General features: G+C 56.9%; 15 protein-coding genes. 9 read left to right on the top strand and 6 right to left on the bottom strand.

Features of this window, described 5'->3' with window-relative positions; all coding sequences use genetic code 11:
• Window positions 1–114 precede the first annotated feature (114 nt).
• The 3 genes from rfbA to MLD24_RS15060 all read right to left on the bottom strand — a co-directional run bounded on the left by rfbA (window position 115) and on the right by MLD24_RS15060 (window position 3,328).
• Entirely contained in the window at window positions 115–984 is an 870-nt protein-coding gene (gene rfbA, locus MLD24_RS15070) for a glucose-1-phosphate thymidylyltransferase RfbA (RefSeq protein WP_248167580.1), read from the bottom strand.
• A complete protein-coding gene (locus tag MLD24_RS15065) occupies window positions 981–2,027 on the bottom strand; it encodes an NAD-dependent epimerase/dehydratase family protein (RefSeq protein ID WP_248167577.1) in 1,047 nt (348 codons plus the stop codon). The genes rfbA and MLD24_RS15065 overlap by 4 nt, the downstream gene beginning before the upstream one ends.
• A gap of 137 nt (window positions 2,028–2,164) precedes the next feature.
• The gene (locus MLD24_RS15060; protein ID WP_248167574.1) at window positions 2,165–3,328 is read right to left on the bottom strand and encodes a flagellin; all 1,164 of its coding nucleotides are present in this window, start codon (window positions 3,326–3,328) and stop codon (window positions 2,165–2,167) included.
• A 426-nt stretch (window positions 3,329–3,754) separates the two neighbouring features.
• On the opposite strand from MLD24_RS15060, the gene MLD24_RS15055 reads away from it, so the two are divergent.
• The 7 genes from MLD24_RS15055 (at window position 3,755) to MLD24_RS15025 (ending at window position 11,584) form a co-directional block, all read left to right on the top strand.
• On the top strand, window positions 3,755–5,851 hold the full coding sequence (locus MLD24_RS15055) for a motility associated factor glycosyltransferase family protein (RefSeq protein ID WP_248167571.1): 2,097 nt from the start codon (window positions 3,755–3,757) through the stop codon (window positions 5,849–5,851).
• 152 nt (window positions 5,852–6,003) lie between these two features.
• Window positions 6,004–6,840, top strand: coding sequence for a flagellin N-terminal helical domain-containing protein (locus tag MLD24_RS15050; RefSeq protein WP_248167568.1), 837 nt, complete (start codon window positions 6,004–6,006; stop codon window positions 6,838–6,840).
• Between the two features lie 86 nt (window positions 6,841–6,926).
• Window positions 6,927–7,376 carry a flagellar protein FlaG gene (locus tag MLD24_RS15045; protein ID WP_248167565.1) on the top strand — a complete coding sequence of 150 codons (450 nt, stop codon included), beginning with the start codon at window positions 6,927–6,929 and terminating at the stop codon, window positions 7,374–7,376.
• Window positions 7,377–7,531: 155 nt separating this feature from the next.
• Entirely contained in the window at window positions 7,532–8,944 is a 1,413-nt protein-coding gene (gene fliD / locus MLD24_RS15040) for a flagellar filament capping protein FliD (protein ID WP_248167563.1), read from the top strand.
• 24 nt (window positions 8,945–8,968) lie between these two features.
• Entirely contained in the window at window positions 8,969–9,364 is a 396-nt protein-coding gene (gene fliS, locus MLD24_RS15035) for a flagellar export chaperone FliS (RefSeq protein WP_248167561.1), read from the top strand.
• 190 nt (window positions 9,365–9,554) lie between these two features.
• Window positions 9,555–10,202, top strand: coding sequence for a substrate-binding periplasmic protein (locus MLD24_RS15030; RefSeq protein ID WP_248167559.1), 648 nt, complete (start codon window positions 9,555–9,557; stop codon window positions 10,200–10,202).
• Between the two features lie 167 nt (window positions 10,203–10,369).
• The gene (locus MLD24_RS15025) at window positions 10,370–11,584 is read left to right on the top strand and encodes an argininosuccinate synthase (RefSeq protein WP_227171688.1); all 1,215 of its coding nucleotides are present in this window, start codon (window positions 10,370–10,372) and stop codon (window positions 11,582–11,584) included.
• Between the two features lie 81 nt (window positions 11,585–11,665).
• Here the strand turns inward: MLD24_RS15025 and MLD24_RS15020 are convergent, their stop codons facing one another.
• Window positions 11,666–12,703, bottom strand: a complete 1,038-nt coding sequence (locus MLD24_RS15020; RefSeq protein ID WP_248167558.1) for an AraC family transcriptional regulator — start codon at window positions 12,701–12,703, stop codon at window positions 11,666–11,668.
• 469 nt (window positions 12,704–13,172) lie between these two features.
• A complete protein-coding gene (locus MLD24_RS15015) occupies window positions 13,173–14,141 on the bottom strand; it encodes a GGDEF domain-containing response regulator (RefSeq protein ID WP_248167555.1) in 969 nt (322 codons plus the stop codon).
• A gap of 502 nt (window positions 14,142–14,643) precedes the next feature.
• Here MLD24_RS15015 and MLD24_RS15010 point away from each other — a divergent pair.
• Both MLD24_RS15010 and MLD24_RS15005 read left to right on the top strand, forming a co-directional pair.
• Entirely contained in the window at window positions 14,644–15,126 is a 483-nt protein-coding gene (locus MLD24_RS15010) for a YajQ family cyclic di-GMP-binding protein (RefSeq protein WP_227171685.1), read from the top strand.
• 33 nt (window positions 15,127–15,159) lie between these two features.
• Window positions 15,160–16,536 carry an AmpG family muropeptide MFS transporter gene (locus tag MLD24_RS15005; protein ID WP_425562331.1) on the top strand — a complete coding sequence of 459 codons (1,377 nt, stop codon included), beginning with the start codon at window positions 15,160–15,162 and terminating at the stop codon, window positions 16,534–16,536.
• On the opposite strand, the gene MLD24_RS15000 is transcribed toward MLD24_RS15005, so the two are convergent.
• Entirely contained in the window at window positions 16,533–16,841 is a 309-nt protein-coding gene (locus MLD24_RS15000; RefSeq protein ID WP_227171684.1) for an MGMT family protein, read from the bottom strand. The genes MLD24_RS15005 and MLD24_RS15000 overlap by 4 nt on opposite strands.
• Window positions 16,842–16,875: the final 34 nt, after the last annotated feature.

The raw sequence follows: 16,875 nt of genomic DNA, 5'->3' as shown, positions 1-16,875 counted from the left end.
AATGAGGGTACCGGCAGCGACCCTCCTTCCCCTACCTCGTTATCTCAAAGTGCTGCGGTTATTGTCTGACATCAGGGGGCAACGCAAGTCTTACCGTCAAGGGTGGTTTCCGAATCAGGTTTCGTTGGCGATATCCCTTAGATATCGACCGTACGCACTTTTCTCCAATCTGGCCGCTGCTGTTAGAAGCTGTTCGGCGGTTATCCAGTTTCGCTTGAAAGCGATTTCTTCCAGGCAAGCGATCTTGTAGCCCTGTCGCTTTTCAATCGTTTCCACGAATTGGGCTGCCTCGAGCAGACTGCTATGGGTGCCGGTGTCTAGCCACGCAAATCCTCTTCCTAGCACCTCAACCGAAAGGTCTCCCCGCTCCAGATAGGTCTGGTTTATGGCGGTGATTTCCAGCTCACCTCGTGTGGACGGGCTTAGTCCTCGCGCAATATCAACCACATCGTTATCGTAAAAATACAGTCCGGTGATGGCAAAGTGAGATTTTGGTCGTTTTGGTTTTTCCTCCAGAGACAGTGCCTGACGATTGCTGTCAAACTCAATGACGCCGAAGCGCTCGGGGTCTTTGACCTGATATCCAAAGACCTTTGCTCCCTTGGTCAGCTTGGCCGCCTGTAACAGTTTGGGAGAGAAGCCCTGGCCGTAGAAGATATTGTCACCAAGAACCAGGCATACCGAATCATTGCCAATAAAGTCAGCACCTAGATCAAAGGCCTGGGCAATGCCTTTGGGCTCTGGCTGTTCTTTATAGGTGAGCTCTAGACCAAACTGTTCTCCCTTGCCCAGCAGCCGCTCAAAAGCAGGTTGGTCCTGCGGCGTACTGATGATCAGTATCTCACGAATATTCGCAAGCATTAGAACCGATAATGGATAATAGATCATTGGCTTGTCATAGATTGGCAGCAACTGCTTACTTACCCCATGAGTAATCGGGTAGAGCCGGCTGCCGGTACCTCCGGCAAGAACAATACCTTTCATTGATTGCCTCTATCTATATCCAGAATGCCGCCATACATTTCAACGCTTCGGATGATCTGGTGCCACTGGCTGAGTTGCTGATACCAGTCAAGTGTAATCGTCTGGCTTGTTCTGTTCAGGTGGCCTGATCGGAGCTTCTCTACGATCTCCCGACACCCTTTTTCCGCATTCCAGCGGGCCTGCCAACCCAGAGTGCGCTCAACTTTCGAAAAGCTGACCTGGTAGCTACGATGGTCTGGTTCGCCATACCATTCAATATCGACGGGGCTATCAATAATTTCAGAGACAAGCTCCGCAATTTCCTTGCCGAGCGATCCCAGCTGATAGGTATTCGCAGTGCTACCTACATTGAAAATTTCACCATTGATCAGCGATGGCTTTGTCTCCAGGAGCTTCAGCATGAGATCAGTTGCATCTTGCACGTGAAGCATTGGTCGGTACTGAGTGCCATCTCGCATTAATGGCAAACAGCGGTTGGCGAAAGCGCCATAGGTCATGCCGTTGATGGCTAGGTCAAATCGCATTCTTGGGCTAAAACCAAATACAGTCGCTTGTCGCAATACAGTTACCGAAAAGTCGTCTTCACATAATTTGAGTGTGTCAATTTCAGCTCGTTCGTTGGCCCGCGCATAAACAGTGAGTGGGTTGGTGGGGGCTGTTTCATCAACGACCTCCTTCTGAAAACCATAGATGCTACAGCTAGACGGTAGAATATACCTTGGTACGCCTGAGGCTTTAGCCAGCTTGGCGGTAGCCACGCGTCCCTCATGGTTGATTTGCCACGTGGCGGCTTCGAACAGTTCGCCAGAAGGGTCATTCGAGATGGCAACGAGGTCGATGACTGCGTCAATATCCCGAAATTGCCTGCTGCTCAGTCGGCGAGAGTCTTCTTGAATGATCTCAAGATTAGGGGCTTTTTCGAGTACGTTTGAGCCAAAGAAAAAGCGGTCAATGGCCCTCACAGCGTAGCCATTGGCAAGGAGTTTGGGCACCAATACGCTACCAATATAGCCGCCAGCACCAGTAACGAGAACTCGTTTCATATAGATAACTCTGGGTTCAGCTCAGTCAGTTGGGGCGCCGGGGTGGGTCAAAGTTTGATCTTTCTTCTGTGTAAACGAAAACGGGCCCCAAGTGGAACCCGTTAACGATACGAGATATGACGGCGTCTGTCAGGCTTTTAGCCTTGCAGCAGCTGAAGTACCTGCTGCGGCCGGGCATTGGCCTGGGAAAGCACTGATAGTCCTGCCTGCTGCAATACTTGAGTACGGGCGAGTTCCGCCGATTCTGCGGCGAAATCCGCATCCCGTATGCGGCTGTTTGACGCTGACAGGTTCTCTGCGGTGGTCGACAGGTTGGCGATGGTGGACTCGAAACGGTTCTGTACCGCGCCCAGTTCTGCACGTAGGCTGTTGATCTGATCCAGAGCGTAGTCCAGCGAGATCATTGCAAAGTCGGCGCCGTCCTGTGTCGATACGTCCAGACTGTTTACGGATACCTGGTCGGCAGGCACCGCGGTTGTCACATTGAACGTGGTGCCGCCAGCCACGGTGACATCGACACTGAAGGCCTGATCGAATTCCGACGAGAAATAGATTTCGTTATTGCCTCGGTCAAGGAAAGCCCGAACACCTGTTTCACTGCTCACGGCGTTCACCTGGCCGAGTACGTCCTCCAGAGACGAAGCATCGTTGATCTGAACCGTGGTGGTGCCTGAGGGCGGTGTTGGCAGGTCAACGGTGAAGTCTACAGTACCGCCGTCGGCAAAGATGTCAGCGACGGTCTGGCCACTCACCACGGCTGCCGAAAGGCCCGAGGTCGCGCCAATAATGGAGCCAAGCTGGCTGCCCCGCGCATCCAGCCCGTTGACGCTGATGGTTTCACCGGTGTTGGCGCCAACCTGGAACGTTTGTGTTGGCAGCGAACCATCCAACACCCGCAGACCGTTGAAGGAGGTCTGGCTGGCGATCTGATTGATTGCCTGAATACGCTGTTCCACTTCCCGGTTCAGTGCAACGCGGTCGGTGTTGCTGTTGGGGGCGTTTGCCGCCTGCACGGCCAGTTCCCGAATCCGCTGCAGGTTGGCGGTGATTTCATCCAGTGCGCCTTCGGTGGTCTGCGCCAGGGAAATGCCGTCGTTGGCGTTTCGTCGGGCCATGTTCAGACCGGTGATCTGGGACTGGAACCTCTCGGAGATGGCCAGACCGGCGGCATCATCCTTGGCGGAGTTGATCCGCAAACCGGATGACAGGCGCTGCAGAGCGGTATCGGCGTCCCGCTGGGTGGCATTCAGGTTTCGCTGCGCATTAAGTGACGCAATGTTGGTGTTGATTATCTGGGGCATGTCGAGTCTCCCTGTTCAGAGATGCCGATTGCGACGTATACCCGGACCTTCGAGTTGCCTGCCGCCGGCAAAAACATTTGGCGTTGGAGCAGGTAAAGCGATCTTCGTGCCAGATTTTGATCTTAGCTTTAAATTATTGATCGGCAATGACTTTTCCGAATTGGTAGATGATTGTCCTGGATAGAGAGCGACGAATTCATGGCGATGGGAAGAGGGTTGCCGCTTTTTTTGCCGGTGCCAGGGGCGGTTGCGAGAGGGTGAGATCGCACAGCTCTGTGTCCCCTCGGGCGGATGGGGGGATGGGGTAGTTTGCGGGGTACATCCCTTGTAGGCTTTGCTACCATTCTGTTGATTGTCATGCGGCTTGTTGGTGCGGTGGAGGGGCTCCGCCAGCGCCTTCGCCGGTTTCGCTTCTTTGGAGAACCTATGTCCAAAAACCATCAGGACCCCGCTCAGGTCTATCTGCGCAGAAAAGAGAAGAACCTGAATTACTTCAAGCTGCATCTGCCTAGGGTCTACCAGATTCTGGAAAACATGATGCTGACCAGAGCTGAGCTGGTGGTGACACCGGGTAAGAATGATGTGGATATGACGGTCAATGGCAAGTCCTGTTATCGGGGACTGGCGAGGGAGTACTCCGAAGATGAGGCTCGTAGATTCCTTCAGGAAAACCCGGACGATAAGCCCATTGTCAGCTTTCGCCCTGCCTGGCCCGATGAGGCAAAAAGTCGGCGCTTTGCCTTTGGTACGCTACGTCAGGTGTTGGACTGTAGCCCGGTCGAGAAAAACGGGGAATTTACAGGGTATGTTCGGGGTAATGTTTTTCCGTCGGTTGTATTTCTTGGCTGTGGTCTGGGTTTTCACATTGAGGCGTTGGTGTCGAGGGCTAACATTGTCAATGCCATCGTGGTTGAGCGGGAACCTGAGAAGTTCGCGTTAAGCCTCTTTACGGTGGACTGGGAAAAGATCTGTTCCAGGTTCAAGCGTAAGGGGTATTCCATCAGTTTCGCCATTGGTTTCGCAAACACCGAAGCCGATATGCGGGAGCTGTTGTCGAGAAATCTGGCGGCGACTCTGCCGCTTTATCCTTATTCCACCATTTACTACAACCATTTGGCTGATGTGGAACTTGCCAAGGTGGCGATGGATGTCGCCAAGGATGTTGCACTGATTCCCTCGCAGTGGGCGAACTATGACGATGAGCTGATGCGGTTCCGGAATACCATCCAGAACGTTCGTGCTGGTATGACATGCATTGATCCGAGCGCGGCTTCCGCTCGCGCCAAAGCCCTTGCTGTTGTGGGGAGCGGTCCTTCCCTGGATGAACGTATTCAGGAGTTAAAGGAAATGCGGGATCATTTCGTCATCATTTCTGCCGGGACCGCGTTGAAGGCGCTGTTGTCAGCGGGCATCAAACCGGATTTCCAGGTGGAGCTCGATCCCAGTCACGTCATATGTCAGATGATTGAAGAAAACGAAGCTGAAGCATTGAAAGGAATAACGCTGCTTGCGGTTAATGAGGTCAACCCCTGGGTGCCAAAGCTGTTTGACCAAGTCCGCTTCTTCTTTAAGACTGACAACTATTTCCCGGGCCTATTGCAGCTGGAGTCGTCGGCACTCCCTGATTGTAATCCAACCTGTACCAATGCAGCGCTTTCCGTTGGGTATGCCTTGGGGTATACCCGATTTTTCCTGTTTGGCACGGACTACGGCTTCAAAAGTGAAGGAAAAGACCATTCGTCTGGTTCGGTGTATGGCAGTGGTTCGGACTCAGCGTTTTCTGAAGAGCTTAAAACGGCCCACTCAGCGCGCGCAAAGTCGTCTTTCACTGTGCCGGCAGCAGATGGTGGCACTGTATTGACACGCTCTGACTACTACGCCTCCAAACGATCTGCCGAGAAGTTTATTGAACGGGTTGGTTGCGCTGACGTCAGCTTCTATAACTGCTCGAACGGCGCAGAAATAGAAGGCACCACATGGCTGCCGGATTCTTCTGAAACCGTGAGGCAGTTCAGTGAGGATGGCGAGTCAGAGGCCCTGCCGGTTGATGAGGTGGCCACGTTCGATCTCGAACCAACCGACCTTTATGACCAGATTGACGCGATGGCTGAAGAGTTTCGATCAGAAACCCGTACCCTTATCAATATAGTCAAAAAGGCTCGCTTGGGGGGGCGCCGGGACCTGGTGCTGCTGGTGAACGAGCTCAGGGGGACGATGGCAACACTCAAGCCCAGGCAGGGGCAGGGCTCTGTAACCGCTGTCCAGAAGTACGCCAATCAGATGCTTCGGGGCACCGTGTTGCATTTTGCAAGCGCGGCGCTTTGTCATGGGTTGTCGGGAAATGATGCGCAGCTGAAGGATTTTTTGCAGGCTTGGCGAGCAGGTTTCTTATCCCTTTTTGAGGAGCTTCCTGAACACTTCCTCAAGGTTAGTCGCAATCCACAGGATATTGTCGATGACCCCTGGAGTCGCATGCATTTCTACAGTCCTGAGCCGGACATGGCCAGTGACGATGAGGGCTAGTGGGCTATTACATTTGTTTACAAAGTAGTCCGGATTTTTTCTAAAGGAATTCTCGGGGGCGCCGTTAAGCACTACAGCAGGGCGGCGTACCCCAAACACTGACAGGGCGCCAGACCTCTTACCAATACCTGAATTGTTTGAGGAGATGCATTATGGCTCTCGGTATCAACACCAACATCGCTTCCATCAACGCTCAGAACCAGCTTAGCCGTTCCCAGAGCCTGTCCAACGAGTCTCTGACCCGTCTGTCCTCCGGCCTGCGTATCAACTCAGCCAAGGACGACGCCGCCGGTCTGGCGATCTCCACCCGGTTCGACACCCAGATTCGCGGCCTGACCGTCGCCCAGCGTAATGCCAACGACGGCATTTCCATGGCGCAGACCGCTGAAGGTGGTCTGGACGAAACCATCAACAACCTCCAGCGTATTCGTGAGCTGGCGGTGCAGGCGGCCAACGGCTCCCTGACTGACGAAGACCGCTCGCTGTTGCAGGACGAAGTTACGCAACGACTGAACGAAATTCAGCGTATCAGCACCGAAACCAAGTTTAATGGCCAGTCTGTGCTGGATGGCTCTCTGAACGGTGGTTCTGCTGTCAGCTTCCAGGTTGGTGTAGAGTCTGGTGAGACCATCAGCTTCTCATTCGATCAGGACATGGGGACTGGTAGCAGCGGTCTGAATATCTCTAATGTGGATATTTCCAGCGCTTCTGGCGCCTCCAGTGCTCTGGCAACCCTGGACACTGCTATCGATTCTGTGAACTCCTTCCGCTCCGACCTCGGTGCGTTGCAGAACCGGTTCGAGAGTACCATTAACAACCTGGCCACCAACATCGAGAGCGCCAGCGCTGCCAACAGCCGAATTCTCGACGCGGACTTTGCCGCCGAGAGTGCTAAGCTGGCAAAAGCGAACGTGCTCCAACAGGCTGGTATTTCGGTTCTGGCACAGGCCAACGCCCGTCCGAACCAGGTCCTGTCCCTGCTTCAGTAATCGAGGCCGGGTAACGGGTTAAAATCGACCGGCCTGTCCAGTGGGATAGGCCGGTCTTTTGCCGTTAGGGAATAGCGGGGTGTGCTATGAACGAAGTGGGTTTAAACAACCTGGATCTGAAGATGGTTCAGTCCTCCGGGGAGTCCTCCCGCACCAGTAATGCCGGTACGGCGGAAGCTGGTGTGAGGTCGCCTCAGAAGGGATCGACGGCTTCAGAGCAACCCTCAAATGCATCAGCGGCGTCCGCAGCTGCCGTTGCACGCGAGCAGGCTGTCGCGCAGGAGAAGCGGGCCGCAGAGCAGGAACAGGACAGTGAGCGGGTCGACCAGGCGGTCTCCCGACTGAACGATTACGTGCAGAGTGTCCAGCGTGACCTGCGGTTCTCTGTCGATGACGATTCCGGCAAGACGGTGGTGAAAGTCATGGACCGGCAGACCGATGAGGTTATCCGGCAGATTCCGGATGAAGTTGCTATGAGGTTGGCCGAGAAATTGCAGCAGGACGAACCATTGACGCTGTTTGACATCAAGGTCTGACCAATCCGCCGAAAATGGGCGGGAGATTGCCGGCCTGCTCAACGGCGCACAACATGGAACGGCAAGGAATGCAGTTGGGGCGGTAAAGTTTTGCCGCCAGGTGCCGATACGCGGATTAACTGATCAAGAAGACGACGACGTCGGGAGGTACAGGCATGGCAGGTATCACTTCACTGGGAGCCGGGTCCGGGCTGTTCAGCATGGATTTGGTCGACCAGCTGGTCGCTGCCGAGCGTACGCCGACACAGGCCCGGCTGGATCGTAACCAGCAGCTGTATGAAACCAAGATTTCCGCCTACGGTGCCCTTCGCAGCGCTCTGGAAGGTCTGAAATCACCTCTGGAGGCGCTTAGCAAGCCGGATGGTCTTCGGGCTTTTACGGCGGCGTCGAGTGACGAAAACGTGGTTGGTCTCGATGTCGATCAGAGCAAGATCACCCGCGGCAGCTACAACATCAACGTCACTCAGCTGGCCCAGGCGCAATCGCTCGCTTCCAATGACTTTGCTGATCGGGATACTACCGCGGTCGGTACCGGTACGTTGACCATCAATGTTGGCGGTGAGTCCACCGACATCACCATCGACAGCTCCAACAACACCCTGGAAGGCATTGCCGAAGCCATTAACGATGCGGGCGCCGGCGTGTCCGCGGGTGTCGTCGACACCGGGTCAGGTTTCCGCCTGGTAATGTCCTCCGAGGAGTCCGGGCTGGACAATGCCATCGAAGTGTCCGTTTCCGGTGACGGTGACGGCAGCGACACCGACGCCAGTGGGCTGTCCCAGCTCGCCTTCAACGGCTCGGCGTCCAACATGAATGAAACCGTGGCGGCCAAGGACGCGCTGCTGGAAGTCAACGGCATTGCCATCAGCCGTTCCAGCAATTCGGTGGAGGGGGTCGTCGACGGGGCGACGTTCGAGTTGAAGTCAACGGGAACATCCACCATCAGCGTGACGGAGAACCCGGATGAGGTCGCTGATCGGATGCAGGCGTTTGTCGACAAGTACAACGCCTTTCAGGATATTGTTAAAAAGGCATCGGGCTATAACGCTGAAACTGAGCAGGGCAGCGTGTTAACCGGGGACTCGGCGATCCGCTCCATCCAGCGGGACCTGCGTAACCTGCTGGTGGACGTGCCCGAGGGCCTCGAGGACAGCCCGGTGCGGATGTTGGCGGATATTGGCATCAAGACTGACGCGGATACCGGCAAGCTTGAGTTTGATAAAGAGGTCTTCAAGGAGAAGCTGGACGAGTACCCGGATTCCGTCGCTGCACTGTTTGGTTCGGAAGACGGTGTTGAGGGTATCGCCACCAAAGCTCTTGACGTTCTGGAGACCCACTTGGGCAGCGATGGCACACTGGCCAGCCGCACCGACGGTCTGAACCAGTCCTTGGAGGACATTGAAGACAAGCGGCTGGATCTGGATCTGAGAATGGAGACGTTTCGGGAACGACTGATTTCCCAGTTTTCCGCGGCGGATTCGCTGATTGCCCAGCTCAACAGCACCGGAAGCTTTGTGAGTCAGCAGCTGGCGTCCCTTGCGCCCCAGCAGAACAGTGGCAAAAGTTAACCGAGTGAATTTGGAGAGGTAACGATGAAGGGGCTTCAACAGTACCAGCGTATCAATACCCAGACCAGCATCACCGATGCTGATCCGCACCGGTTGATCCAGTTGCTGTACAATGGTGCCATCGAGCGCATCAACATGTCCAAGGCCCGCATTCAGGTCAAGGATTACGAGGGCAAGGCCCGGTTGATCAACAAGGCCATTGAGATCATTGGTGGCCTGCGCAGTTTTCTGGATTTTGATCAGGGCGGTGATCTTGCCCCGCGGCTGGATTCGCTCTACGAGTATATGGAGCGGGCCCTGCTGGAAGCCAGTCTGACGAACGATGTCGCCCGGCTGGACGAAGTGATCGAGCTGTTGCGCTCCATCAAGGAAGGGTGGGACGGCATTCGCGAGGAAGTGGTACAGCAGCAGGCCGTCTGAACAAGGATTGGCGTGCCCAGGGTCGTTTTGCCCGGGGTGCGCCTCGGCAATTCGAGGTACTGTGTTTAGCCTGATCGGTACGCTTGTCTTTGCAATTATGTTGGCTCTGCCCTATTCGCAGGCGAGGGCTGAGGTCTCGACGCCGTCCGGGGATCTTCCCGGCGGTACCACGCCCGGGGTCGATTTACGGGTGGCTTCCGCGGATGTCTGGCCCTGGGGCTACCGCACCGAATCCGGCGAACTGGCCGGAACCCTCGTAACCTTCTACGATCGACTGTCCGTGTTGATCGGCAAAACCTTTCACAATGTCCTTAGGCCTCATCGTCGGGTGATCCGGGAGCTGGAATCCGGGCGAGTGGATCTTGCGGTGCTGTATGAAAGCCCGACCACAGAGCAGGCGGGTATTCTGGTAGCGCCTGTCATCCAGGTTCGGGTATTGCTGGCGGGGCTGGCTGATTCTCAGTTGAAGCTGTCCTTGGGGGGCGGCTTGGCCGGCCGGACTGTGGCCTACATTCGTGGCACCTATTACGGCGAAGCTTTCGAGCGGGATGACAGCATCCGCAAGGTGGCCGTCAAGGATCTGCGGCAGGCGGTTGAAATGCTGCTGCGGGGGCGGGTGGATGCCCTGGTCGCCAGTGATCAGTCATTTTTCAGCACGTTGCACGAGATGGGCCTGGGGGCTGAGCGGTTTCGGCTGAGCGTGGCCTTGCAGCAGCAGGATGGGGCGCTCTACCTGTCGCGGGCTTCATCCCGGGATGATCTGGTGCCGGAGCTACGCCGCGCGGTGGAAACCATGCGGCGGAATGGCGATCTGGCCGAGATCTTTCACCTTCCTTAAATGGCTGGCTTGGTCTTCCCCCTTTGGCTGTCTGGCCGGAAGCCGTTGACTGCCGTACAATAATGCCCCTTATGTTTAAAGCCCTGCGTTTCCTGGTCGCTGTTCTGTCGGTCAGGAACGGTGAGCGTGGCTTCAAATAATCCATCCTGTTCAGTCTGGAGCAAGGTATGTCTGATATTAAAAAGGTTGTGTTGGCCTATTCCGGTGGCCTGGACACCTCCGTCATCGTCCGTTGGTTGCAGGACACCTACAACTGTGAGGTGGTCACCTTTACTGCCGACCTGGGGCAGGGCGAGGAAGTGGAACCGGCACGCGCCAAAGCGGAAGCGCTGGGCGTCAAGGAGATCTACATCGAAGACCTGCGCGAAGAGTTCGTGCGTGACTACGTCTTCCCGATGTTCCGTGCCAACACCATCTATGAAGGCGAATACCTGCTCGGCACCTCCATTGCCCGTCCGCTGATTGCCAAGCGACTGGTTGAAATTGCCAACGAAACCGGCGCAGATGCGATTTCCCACGGTGCCACCGGCAAAGGTAACGATCAGGTACGCTTTGAGCTGGGCGCCTATGCCCTCAAGCCTGGCGTTCATGTGATTGCGCCCTGGCGGGAATGGGATCTGAACTCACGCGAGAAGCTGCTGGCGTATTGTGAGGAGCGCAACATTCCGGTGGAGAAGAAGAAAGGCAAGTCGCCTTACTCCATGGACGCCAACCTGTTGCACATTTCCTACGAAGGCATGGTCCTGGAAGACCCGTGGGCGGAAGCCGAAGAAGACATGTGGCGCTGGAGTGTGTCGCCCGAGAAGGCGCCGGATCAGCCGACCTACATTGAGCTTACCTATGAGATGGGTGACATCGTCGCCATCGACGGTCAGGCCATGAAGGCCCATGAGGTTCTGGCGCACCTGAACAAAGTGGGCGGAGACAACGGTATCGGCCGTATCGACATTGTTGAGAATCGCTACGTTGGCATGAAGTCCCGTGGCTGTTACGAAACCCCGGGTGGCACCATCATGCTGCGCGCTCATCGGGCAATCGAGTCCATCACCCTGGATCGTGAAGTCGCGCACCTGAAGGACAGCATCATGCCGCGCTACGCCGAGGTGGTGTACAACGGTTACTGGTGGTCACCGGAGCGGGAAGCGCTGCAGGCGCTGATCGACCAGACCCAGACCTACGTTAACGGCACCGTGCGTTTGAAGCTCTACAAGGGCAACGTGGAAGTGGTAGGCCGTAAGTCTCTGGATTCCCTGTTTGATGAGAAGATCGCCACCTTCGAGGAAGATCAGGGTGCCTACGATCAGAAAGACGCCGAAGGCTTCATCAAGCTGAACGCGTTGCGCCTGCGGATTGCCGCTGGCAAAGGACGTAACCTGCTGTAACGCGGTGAATCATGGCGCAGGGTGGCTGGTCTGCCCTGTGCCGCTCGCTTCTTGAGTGGCACTTTTCTTCCCTCCCATTCTTCAATCCTTCCCTTTCTGCTCCGCTGTTTTCTGCCGATACTCTCCGGGTGTCATGTTGACCCTGCGCTTGAAGGTGCGGTGAAACGACGTGGTTTCGCTGAAACCCAGGCGTAACGCAATGTCCGGTATCGGAAGCGTCGTGCGGCTCAGGTAGTCTTCCGCCATGTCCTGTCGTACGTCGTCCAGAAGCTGTTGGTAGGAGGTGTCCTCCTGGCTCAGCTTGCGTTGCAGTGTCCGGCTGGTCATCCCCAGGCTGCTTGCCACCATGTCCTGTCGGGTAATCCCTTCAAGCAGGTTCTGGTAGATGCTGTTGCGCACCTGGTTGATCAGTTCGCTCGCCGATTGCAGGCTGGCCAATTGCTGCTGGGCGTGTCGCTCCAGGGTGCTGCGGAGCACCGGGTCGGGCTGGCGCAATGGGGTCTGCAGCAGGCTTTTGTCAAACTCGATGGCGTCCTCGCCGGCGTCAAAAAACACCGGACAGTCCCAGCGCTGCTGGTATTCCCGCAGAGAATCCCCGCTCGGCGCCGGGCGCTGTAGATACACGGCGGTTGGGGAGGCCTGGGTGGGTTCCGCCAGCCAGCGGGCGTAGTTGATCCAGGAGGCAAAGACGTTATCCACCAGCTGTGGGCGGACGATGGGGTTCTGGTAGGTGCAGTGCCAGGTCAGGCGAATTTGTTCGCCCCGATCTTCCAGGGTGGTCGTGCCCATGTCGCCCACCAGTTTTTCGAAGGGCGCGATGCGCTGGACGGCTTCCCCGAGGGTTGCGCAGCTCATGGTGATGTAGCCAAGCACACTGTAGGAGCCGGGTTGCACGAAATCGCCGGTTTTCAGTCCCAGCAGAGGGTCGCGGCTGTGCTGACACAGCCGGTACAGGAATTCCTGAAGCTGGGAGCCATCTATTCGGCCATCATCGCTGTCCAGAGTGGCTGGGGCGATGCCCGCAGCCCGCAACAGGTCTCCCACCGGCAACTGGTTGGCCTGGGCGGCGCGCACGTATTGGCGCAAGGCAGCGACAGAAACGGTTCCAAGAGGGTTCATACCACACCACTTGTGCTGGTCGTGGGCTTCAGAAACGCTTCAATGCGCGAAAAGTGTCGGTGTGCCAACTGCGCAAGAGCCGTGCAATACTTCCTAACCCACTGATTATAATGATTGTCTTTCTGAGGGAGTCGGCTAAGGGTATAGCGAATTCAGGGTGGTGTCGATGGGGATATGGGGGTGGCAGGCAAAACAAAAAGGCCGACAACGTGGCCGGCCTCAATCCAATAAGGATAAACAAAATTTGCCTGAAAATCCTGAATTCTGTGGAAGCGCCGCCCATAATGCGGCGAGGGGACTTCGAACTCCCTCGCCATGGGGGGATACTGCTTGAATCCACAATTTAAGAATACGTCGGGTGGGGCTGACTGTCTGTGTGTGATCTGTGTCCCACTGTTACAGAATGTGGCGTCATCTGTCGTGATGTTGCCCGGTACCGGCTGCCGTCAGTTTGGCTCGGGGCCGTTGGTCAGGGGGCGATGGCGTCTGGGCGGGTTTCGGTAAAACGCCGGGTTTCGTACGCCTCCATCAGCCCCTGGACGGCGGCGCGCTCCATGTCCTGAACCGATGGTGTGCCAAACTGTGCATCGGCCTTGCAGAGCACCATGCCCGCTTCAACCGACAGGTAGCCGGTGGTGGTTTTCAGCGCCTTGTGGTTGATGCCGTCGAAGATGCGACGAAAGGTGGTGGTTGAGCACTGATCGCTGTTGCTGAAATGGGCAACGATGGCGAACTGGTTGTCACCGACGCGACACAGCGCGTCCATCGGACGGATCAGGTGGCCCAGGCGCCGGGCGATGCCGACAGCCAGCTCGCTCATGATGGCTGGGGTGTGCCGGCGTTTGAGTTCCTGCCAGTTGCGGATGCCGCACAGCACATAACCTGAGGCTCCGCCACGGGCCTCTGCCTGGCGCAGGCTTTTGCCCAGCCGCTCGCGGGCGTAGCGATTGTTGCAGAGGCCGGTTTCCAGATCGATGATATTGCTGGCTTCCAGCTCGCGATTGTTCTCCACCAGCAGCGAGTTGGCCCGCAGCAGGGCGTTCTGTCGATCGGCAATCCGGTCGGCGGCAAACACTCTGGGGATCAGCTGCTTGCTCATGTCGGACTTGAAGATGAAATCATCGACACCGCGATCAAATGCTTCTGTCAGGGCCTCCATGCTTTCCTTGGCGGTCAGCAGGATGGTGTAGGTGTAATGATTGGTCTGTTCATCCAGCTGGCGGACCCGATCGGTCAGCTGCAGTCCGTCCATTTCAGGCATCAGCCAGTCGGCGATCAGGATGCTGACCGGACGCTGTTCCATCAGCTGGATGGCTGCGGGGGCGTTGTTGGCGACACGGACGTCACGATAGCCAGCCTGGCGGAGGGCGCGACTGACCACCATGCTGCTGAACTTGGCGTCGTCCACGACGAGAATCGGAAGATCTAGGTTAGGCATTGTTTACGGCTCACCAATCCATTGTTCAGATGCGGTACCCGGCTGGTCTTGCTATGCTTGGGCACCTTTGCACAGAGCCTAGTGTCCCGTGCGGTTAATTTGCGGACCTACTGAGCCACTGAAAACGTTGAGAGCAAGGCGCGCTGATGAAGGTATGGTGGTTCCATATCGAATTAGCTCAACGCGGCTATCAACGTTTTCAGTGGCTCCCGAAGGGCGCCGCTCTGGGGCTCTTGGCCGGTGTTGCCAGCGCTTGATGTGGAACCACCACATCTGCGCTCTAGCGCCTTGGCCAAGAGCCCCAGAACGACGCAGTAGGTCAATAAATTAACCGCACGGGACACTAGGGGCGCCGCCAGTCGCGGTTGCTGGTCGCATTAAATTAAAGACGCCATTATAGCCAATCGCCGCATCCCTGCTGTGCACAATTGTAAAACCTGCGGATTCGACCCGGGTCGGCTTTCCTGAGCGTGACGGTCTCCGCATTTTGGGAGTTAGGACTATGCCATCTTTTGACGTTGTTTCCGAGATCGACATGCACGAAGTGACCAACGCGGTCGATCAGGCCAGGCGGGATCTGGGCAATCGCTGGGACTTCAAGAACGTCGAAGCCGAGATTGAACACGACGACAAGGGCATCACCATCAGCGCGGAGCAAGATTTCCAGCTGGAGCAGCTTCAGGATATGGTGCGGATGGCGTTCGCCAAACGTAACATCGACAGTCGAGCCCTCGCCGAGGATGGTGACAGCAAGGCCGGCAAGCTGGTCAAGCAGCACTTCACCCTGCGACAGGGCATTGAAACGGACATGGCGAAGAAGATCGTCAAGATGATCAAGGACGCCAAGCTGAAGGTTCAGGCCAGCATCCAGGGCGACAAGGTCCGGGTAACCGGCAAGAAGCGGGACGACCTCCAGACCGCCATTGCCCTGCTCAAGGAAGCCGAGCTCGACATTCCGCTGCAGTACAACAACTTCCGCGACTGACCCGGAGACACCGTTATCCGCATCAAGGCCCGCTTGCCTGACGTCCAGGCCTGGTTCCAGATCTATTCCCGTTGGCAGGTCCTTACCCTGCTGTTCCTTGGGTTTTCCGCGGGTCTGCCTTTCCTGTTGGTGTTCTCAACGCTGAATACCCGGCTTGCCGACATCGGGGTTGAGATCGCCACCATCGGCTTCTTCAGCTGGCTTGGTATTACCTATTCCATCAAGGTGTTTTGGGCACCGGTGCTGGACCGGCTGCGATTGCCGTTACTGGATCGCTGGTTCGGCAAGCGTCGCAGCTGGATGCTGCTGGCCCAGGCGGGGATCGCCGCCGGACTCTATGGTATGGCCCAGGTGGATGCAGGCAGGGCTCCGGAGATGATGGCGCTGTTTGGTCTGGTGGTGGCATTCTCCTCCGCCACCCAGGACATTGCGATCGATGCCTATCGCATTGAGATTGCCAGTGAGCGCCTTCAGGCCGCCATGGCGGCAACCTATATCTTTGGCTATCGGCTGGCCCTGCTGGTGGCGGGGGCCGGAGCGCTCTACATAGCCGAGCTGTGGTCCTGGCAGGTTTCCTACGAAGTCATGGCGCTGCTGATGGGGATTGGTGTGGTGACGGTGCTGAGTGTGCCGGAGCCCCGGGTCAATCACTTTACGGCGGCGGAGGACATCGCCGAGCGGGTACAGGAAGAGATTCTCAAACGCGCTCACCTGCAGCCTTGGCTGGCGCGGGCGGCTGGCTGGTTTTCCGCAGCGGTGGCAGGGCCATTCCTGGATTTCTTCCGGCGCTATCGCCAGTTTGCGTTGATCATCCTGGTAATGGTAGCGGTCTATCGCATTTCCGACATCGCCATGGGGGTGATGGCCAACCCGTTCTACCTGAACTTCATGGGCTTCACCAAGGTGGAGATCGCCAATGTGTCGAAGCTGTTCGGCTTCTTTATGACCATTGCCGGCTCCATGGCGGGTGGCATCCTGGTGGTGAAGTATGGCGTGCGGCGAATTCTGTTGGTGGGGGCGGTCATGACGGCGGCCACCAATCTGTTGTTTGTGGTGCTGGCTCAGTATCCACCCAGCGTCAGCGCATTGGCATTGGTGATCAGCGCCGACAATCTCAGTGGTGGTATTGCCAACGTGGCACTGATTGCCTGGCTGTCTTCTATGACCAGCGCGGCTTTTACCGCGACCCAGTACGCCCTGTTCAGCTCATTGATGACGTTACCCGGCAAGTTCCTTGGCGGGTTTTCGGGGCTGGTGGTGGAGGGCTATGGCTACGCCGAGTTCTTCCTGCTGGCGGGCGTGATGGGCATCCCGGCCATCCTGCTGGCGCTGTACCTGATTCGCCACGGCCAAATACTGGATGCCATGGCGCCAGACAAGTCCGGGGCAGCGGTGGCTGAGACCTCCTAGGGTTGCCACCGATACTGGCTCATGGTGACCCGGCCGCGGCCCGCGTCGATGCCTTCGGCCTGTAACAGTGCCACCTGCTGCAGATGGCGTTCCGAACCTTCTGGAAAGGCGATCTGGCCATTGCTGCGGAGCACTCGGTGCCAGGGTAGGGCGTGACCATCCGGCAGTTGGCTTAGGACCCGTCCCACCAGTCGTGCCTGTCGTCCAAGACCCGCCATGTCGGCCACCTGGCCATAGCTGGCAACGCAACCGGGTGGAATGGCAAACACAACCTGCCAGATCTTCTCTTCGCGACTGGGTTCCATCCTCTCCTCTTGATTCTCTGCTAATGACACACCG

The organism is Marinobacter xestospongiae, assembly GCF_023156385.1.
Lineage (GTDB): Bacteria > Pseudomonadota > Gammaproteobacteria > Pseudomonadales > Oleiphilaceae > Marinobacter > Marinobacter xestospongiae.
The sequence above is the reverse complement of the archived record's forward strand: the minus strand, read 5'-3'. Positions and strand labels throughout refer to the sequence as shown.

What these genes read in the sequence shown, in the direction of transcription:
- rfbA (WP_248167580.1), bottom strand. Translation starts at nt 984, where the DNA reads ATGAAAGGTATTGTTCTTGCCGGAGGTACCGGCAGCCGGCTCTACCCG.
- MLD24_RS15065 (WP_248167577.1), bottom strand. Translation starts at nt 2,027, where the DNA reads ATGAAACGAGTTCTCGTTACTGGTGCTGGCGGCTATATTGGTAGCGTA.
- MLD24_RS15060 (WP_248167574.1), bottom strand. Translation starts at nt 3,328, where the DNA reads ATGCCCCAGATAATCAACACCAACATTGCGTCACTTAATGCGCAGCGA.
- MLD24_RS15055 (WP_248167571.1), top strand. Translation starts at nt 3,755, where the DNA reads ATGTCCAAAAACCATCAGGACCCCGCTCAGGTCTATCTGCGCAGAAAA.
- MLD24_RS15050 (WP_248167568.1), top strand. Translation starts at nt 6,004, where the DNA reads ATGGCTCTCGGTATCAACACCAACATCGCTTCCATCAACGCTCAGAAC.
- MLD24_RS15045 (WP_248167565.1), top strand. Translation starts at nt 6,927, where the DNA reads ATGAACGAAGTGGGTTTAAACAACCTGGATCTGAAGATGGTTCAGTCC.
- fliD (WP_248167563.1), top strand. Translation starts at nt 7,532, where the DNA reads ATGGCAGGTATCACTTCACTGGGAGCCGGGTCCGGGCTGTTCAGCATG.
- fliS (WP_248167561.1), top strand. Translation starts at nt 8,969, where the DNA reads ATGAAGGGGCTTCAACAGTACCAGCGTATCAATACCCAGACCAGCATC.
- MLD24_RS15025 (WP_227171688.1), top strand. Translation starts at nt 10,370, where the DNA reads ATGTCTGATATTAAAAAGGTTGTGTTGGCCTATTCCGGTGGCCTGGAC.
- MLD24_RS15020 (WP_248167558.1), bottom strand. Translation starts at nt 12,703, where the DNA reads ATGAACCCTCTTGGAACCGTTTCTGTCGCTGCCTTGCGCCAATACGTG.
- MLD24_RS15015 (WP_248167555.1), bottom strand. Translation starts at nt 14,141, where the DNA reads ATGCCTAACCTAGATCTTCCGATTCTCGTCGTGGACGACGCCAAGTTC.
- MLD24_RS15010 (WP_227171685.1), top strand. Translation starts at nt 14,644, where the DNA reads ATGCCATCTTTTGACGTTGTTTCCGAGATCGACATGCACGAAGTGACC.
- MLD24_RS15000 (WP_227171684.1), bottom strand. Translation starts at nt 16,841, where the DNA reads ATGGAACCCAGTCGCGAAGAGAAGATCTGGCAGGTTGTGTTTGCCATT.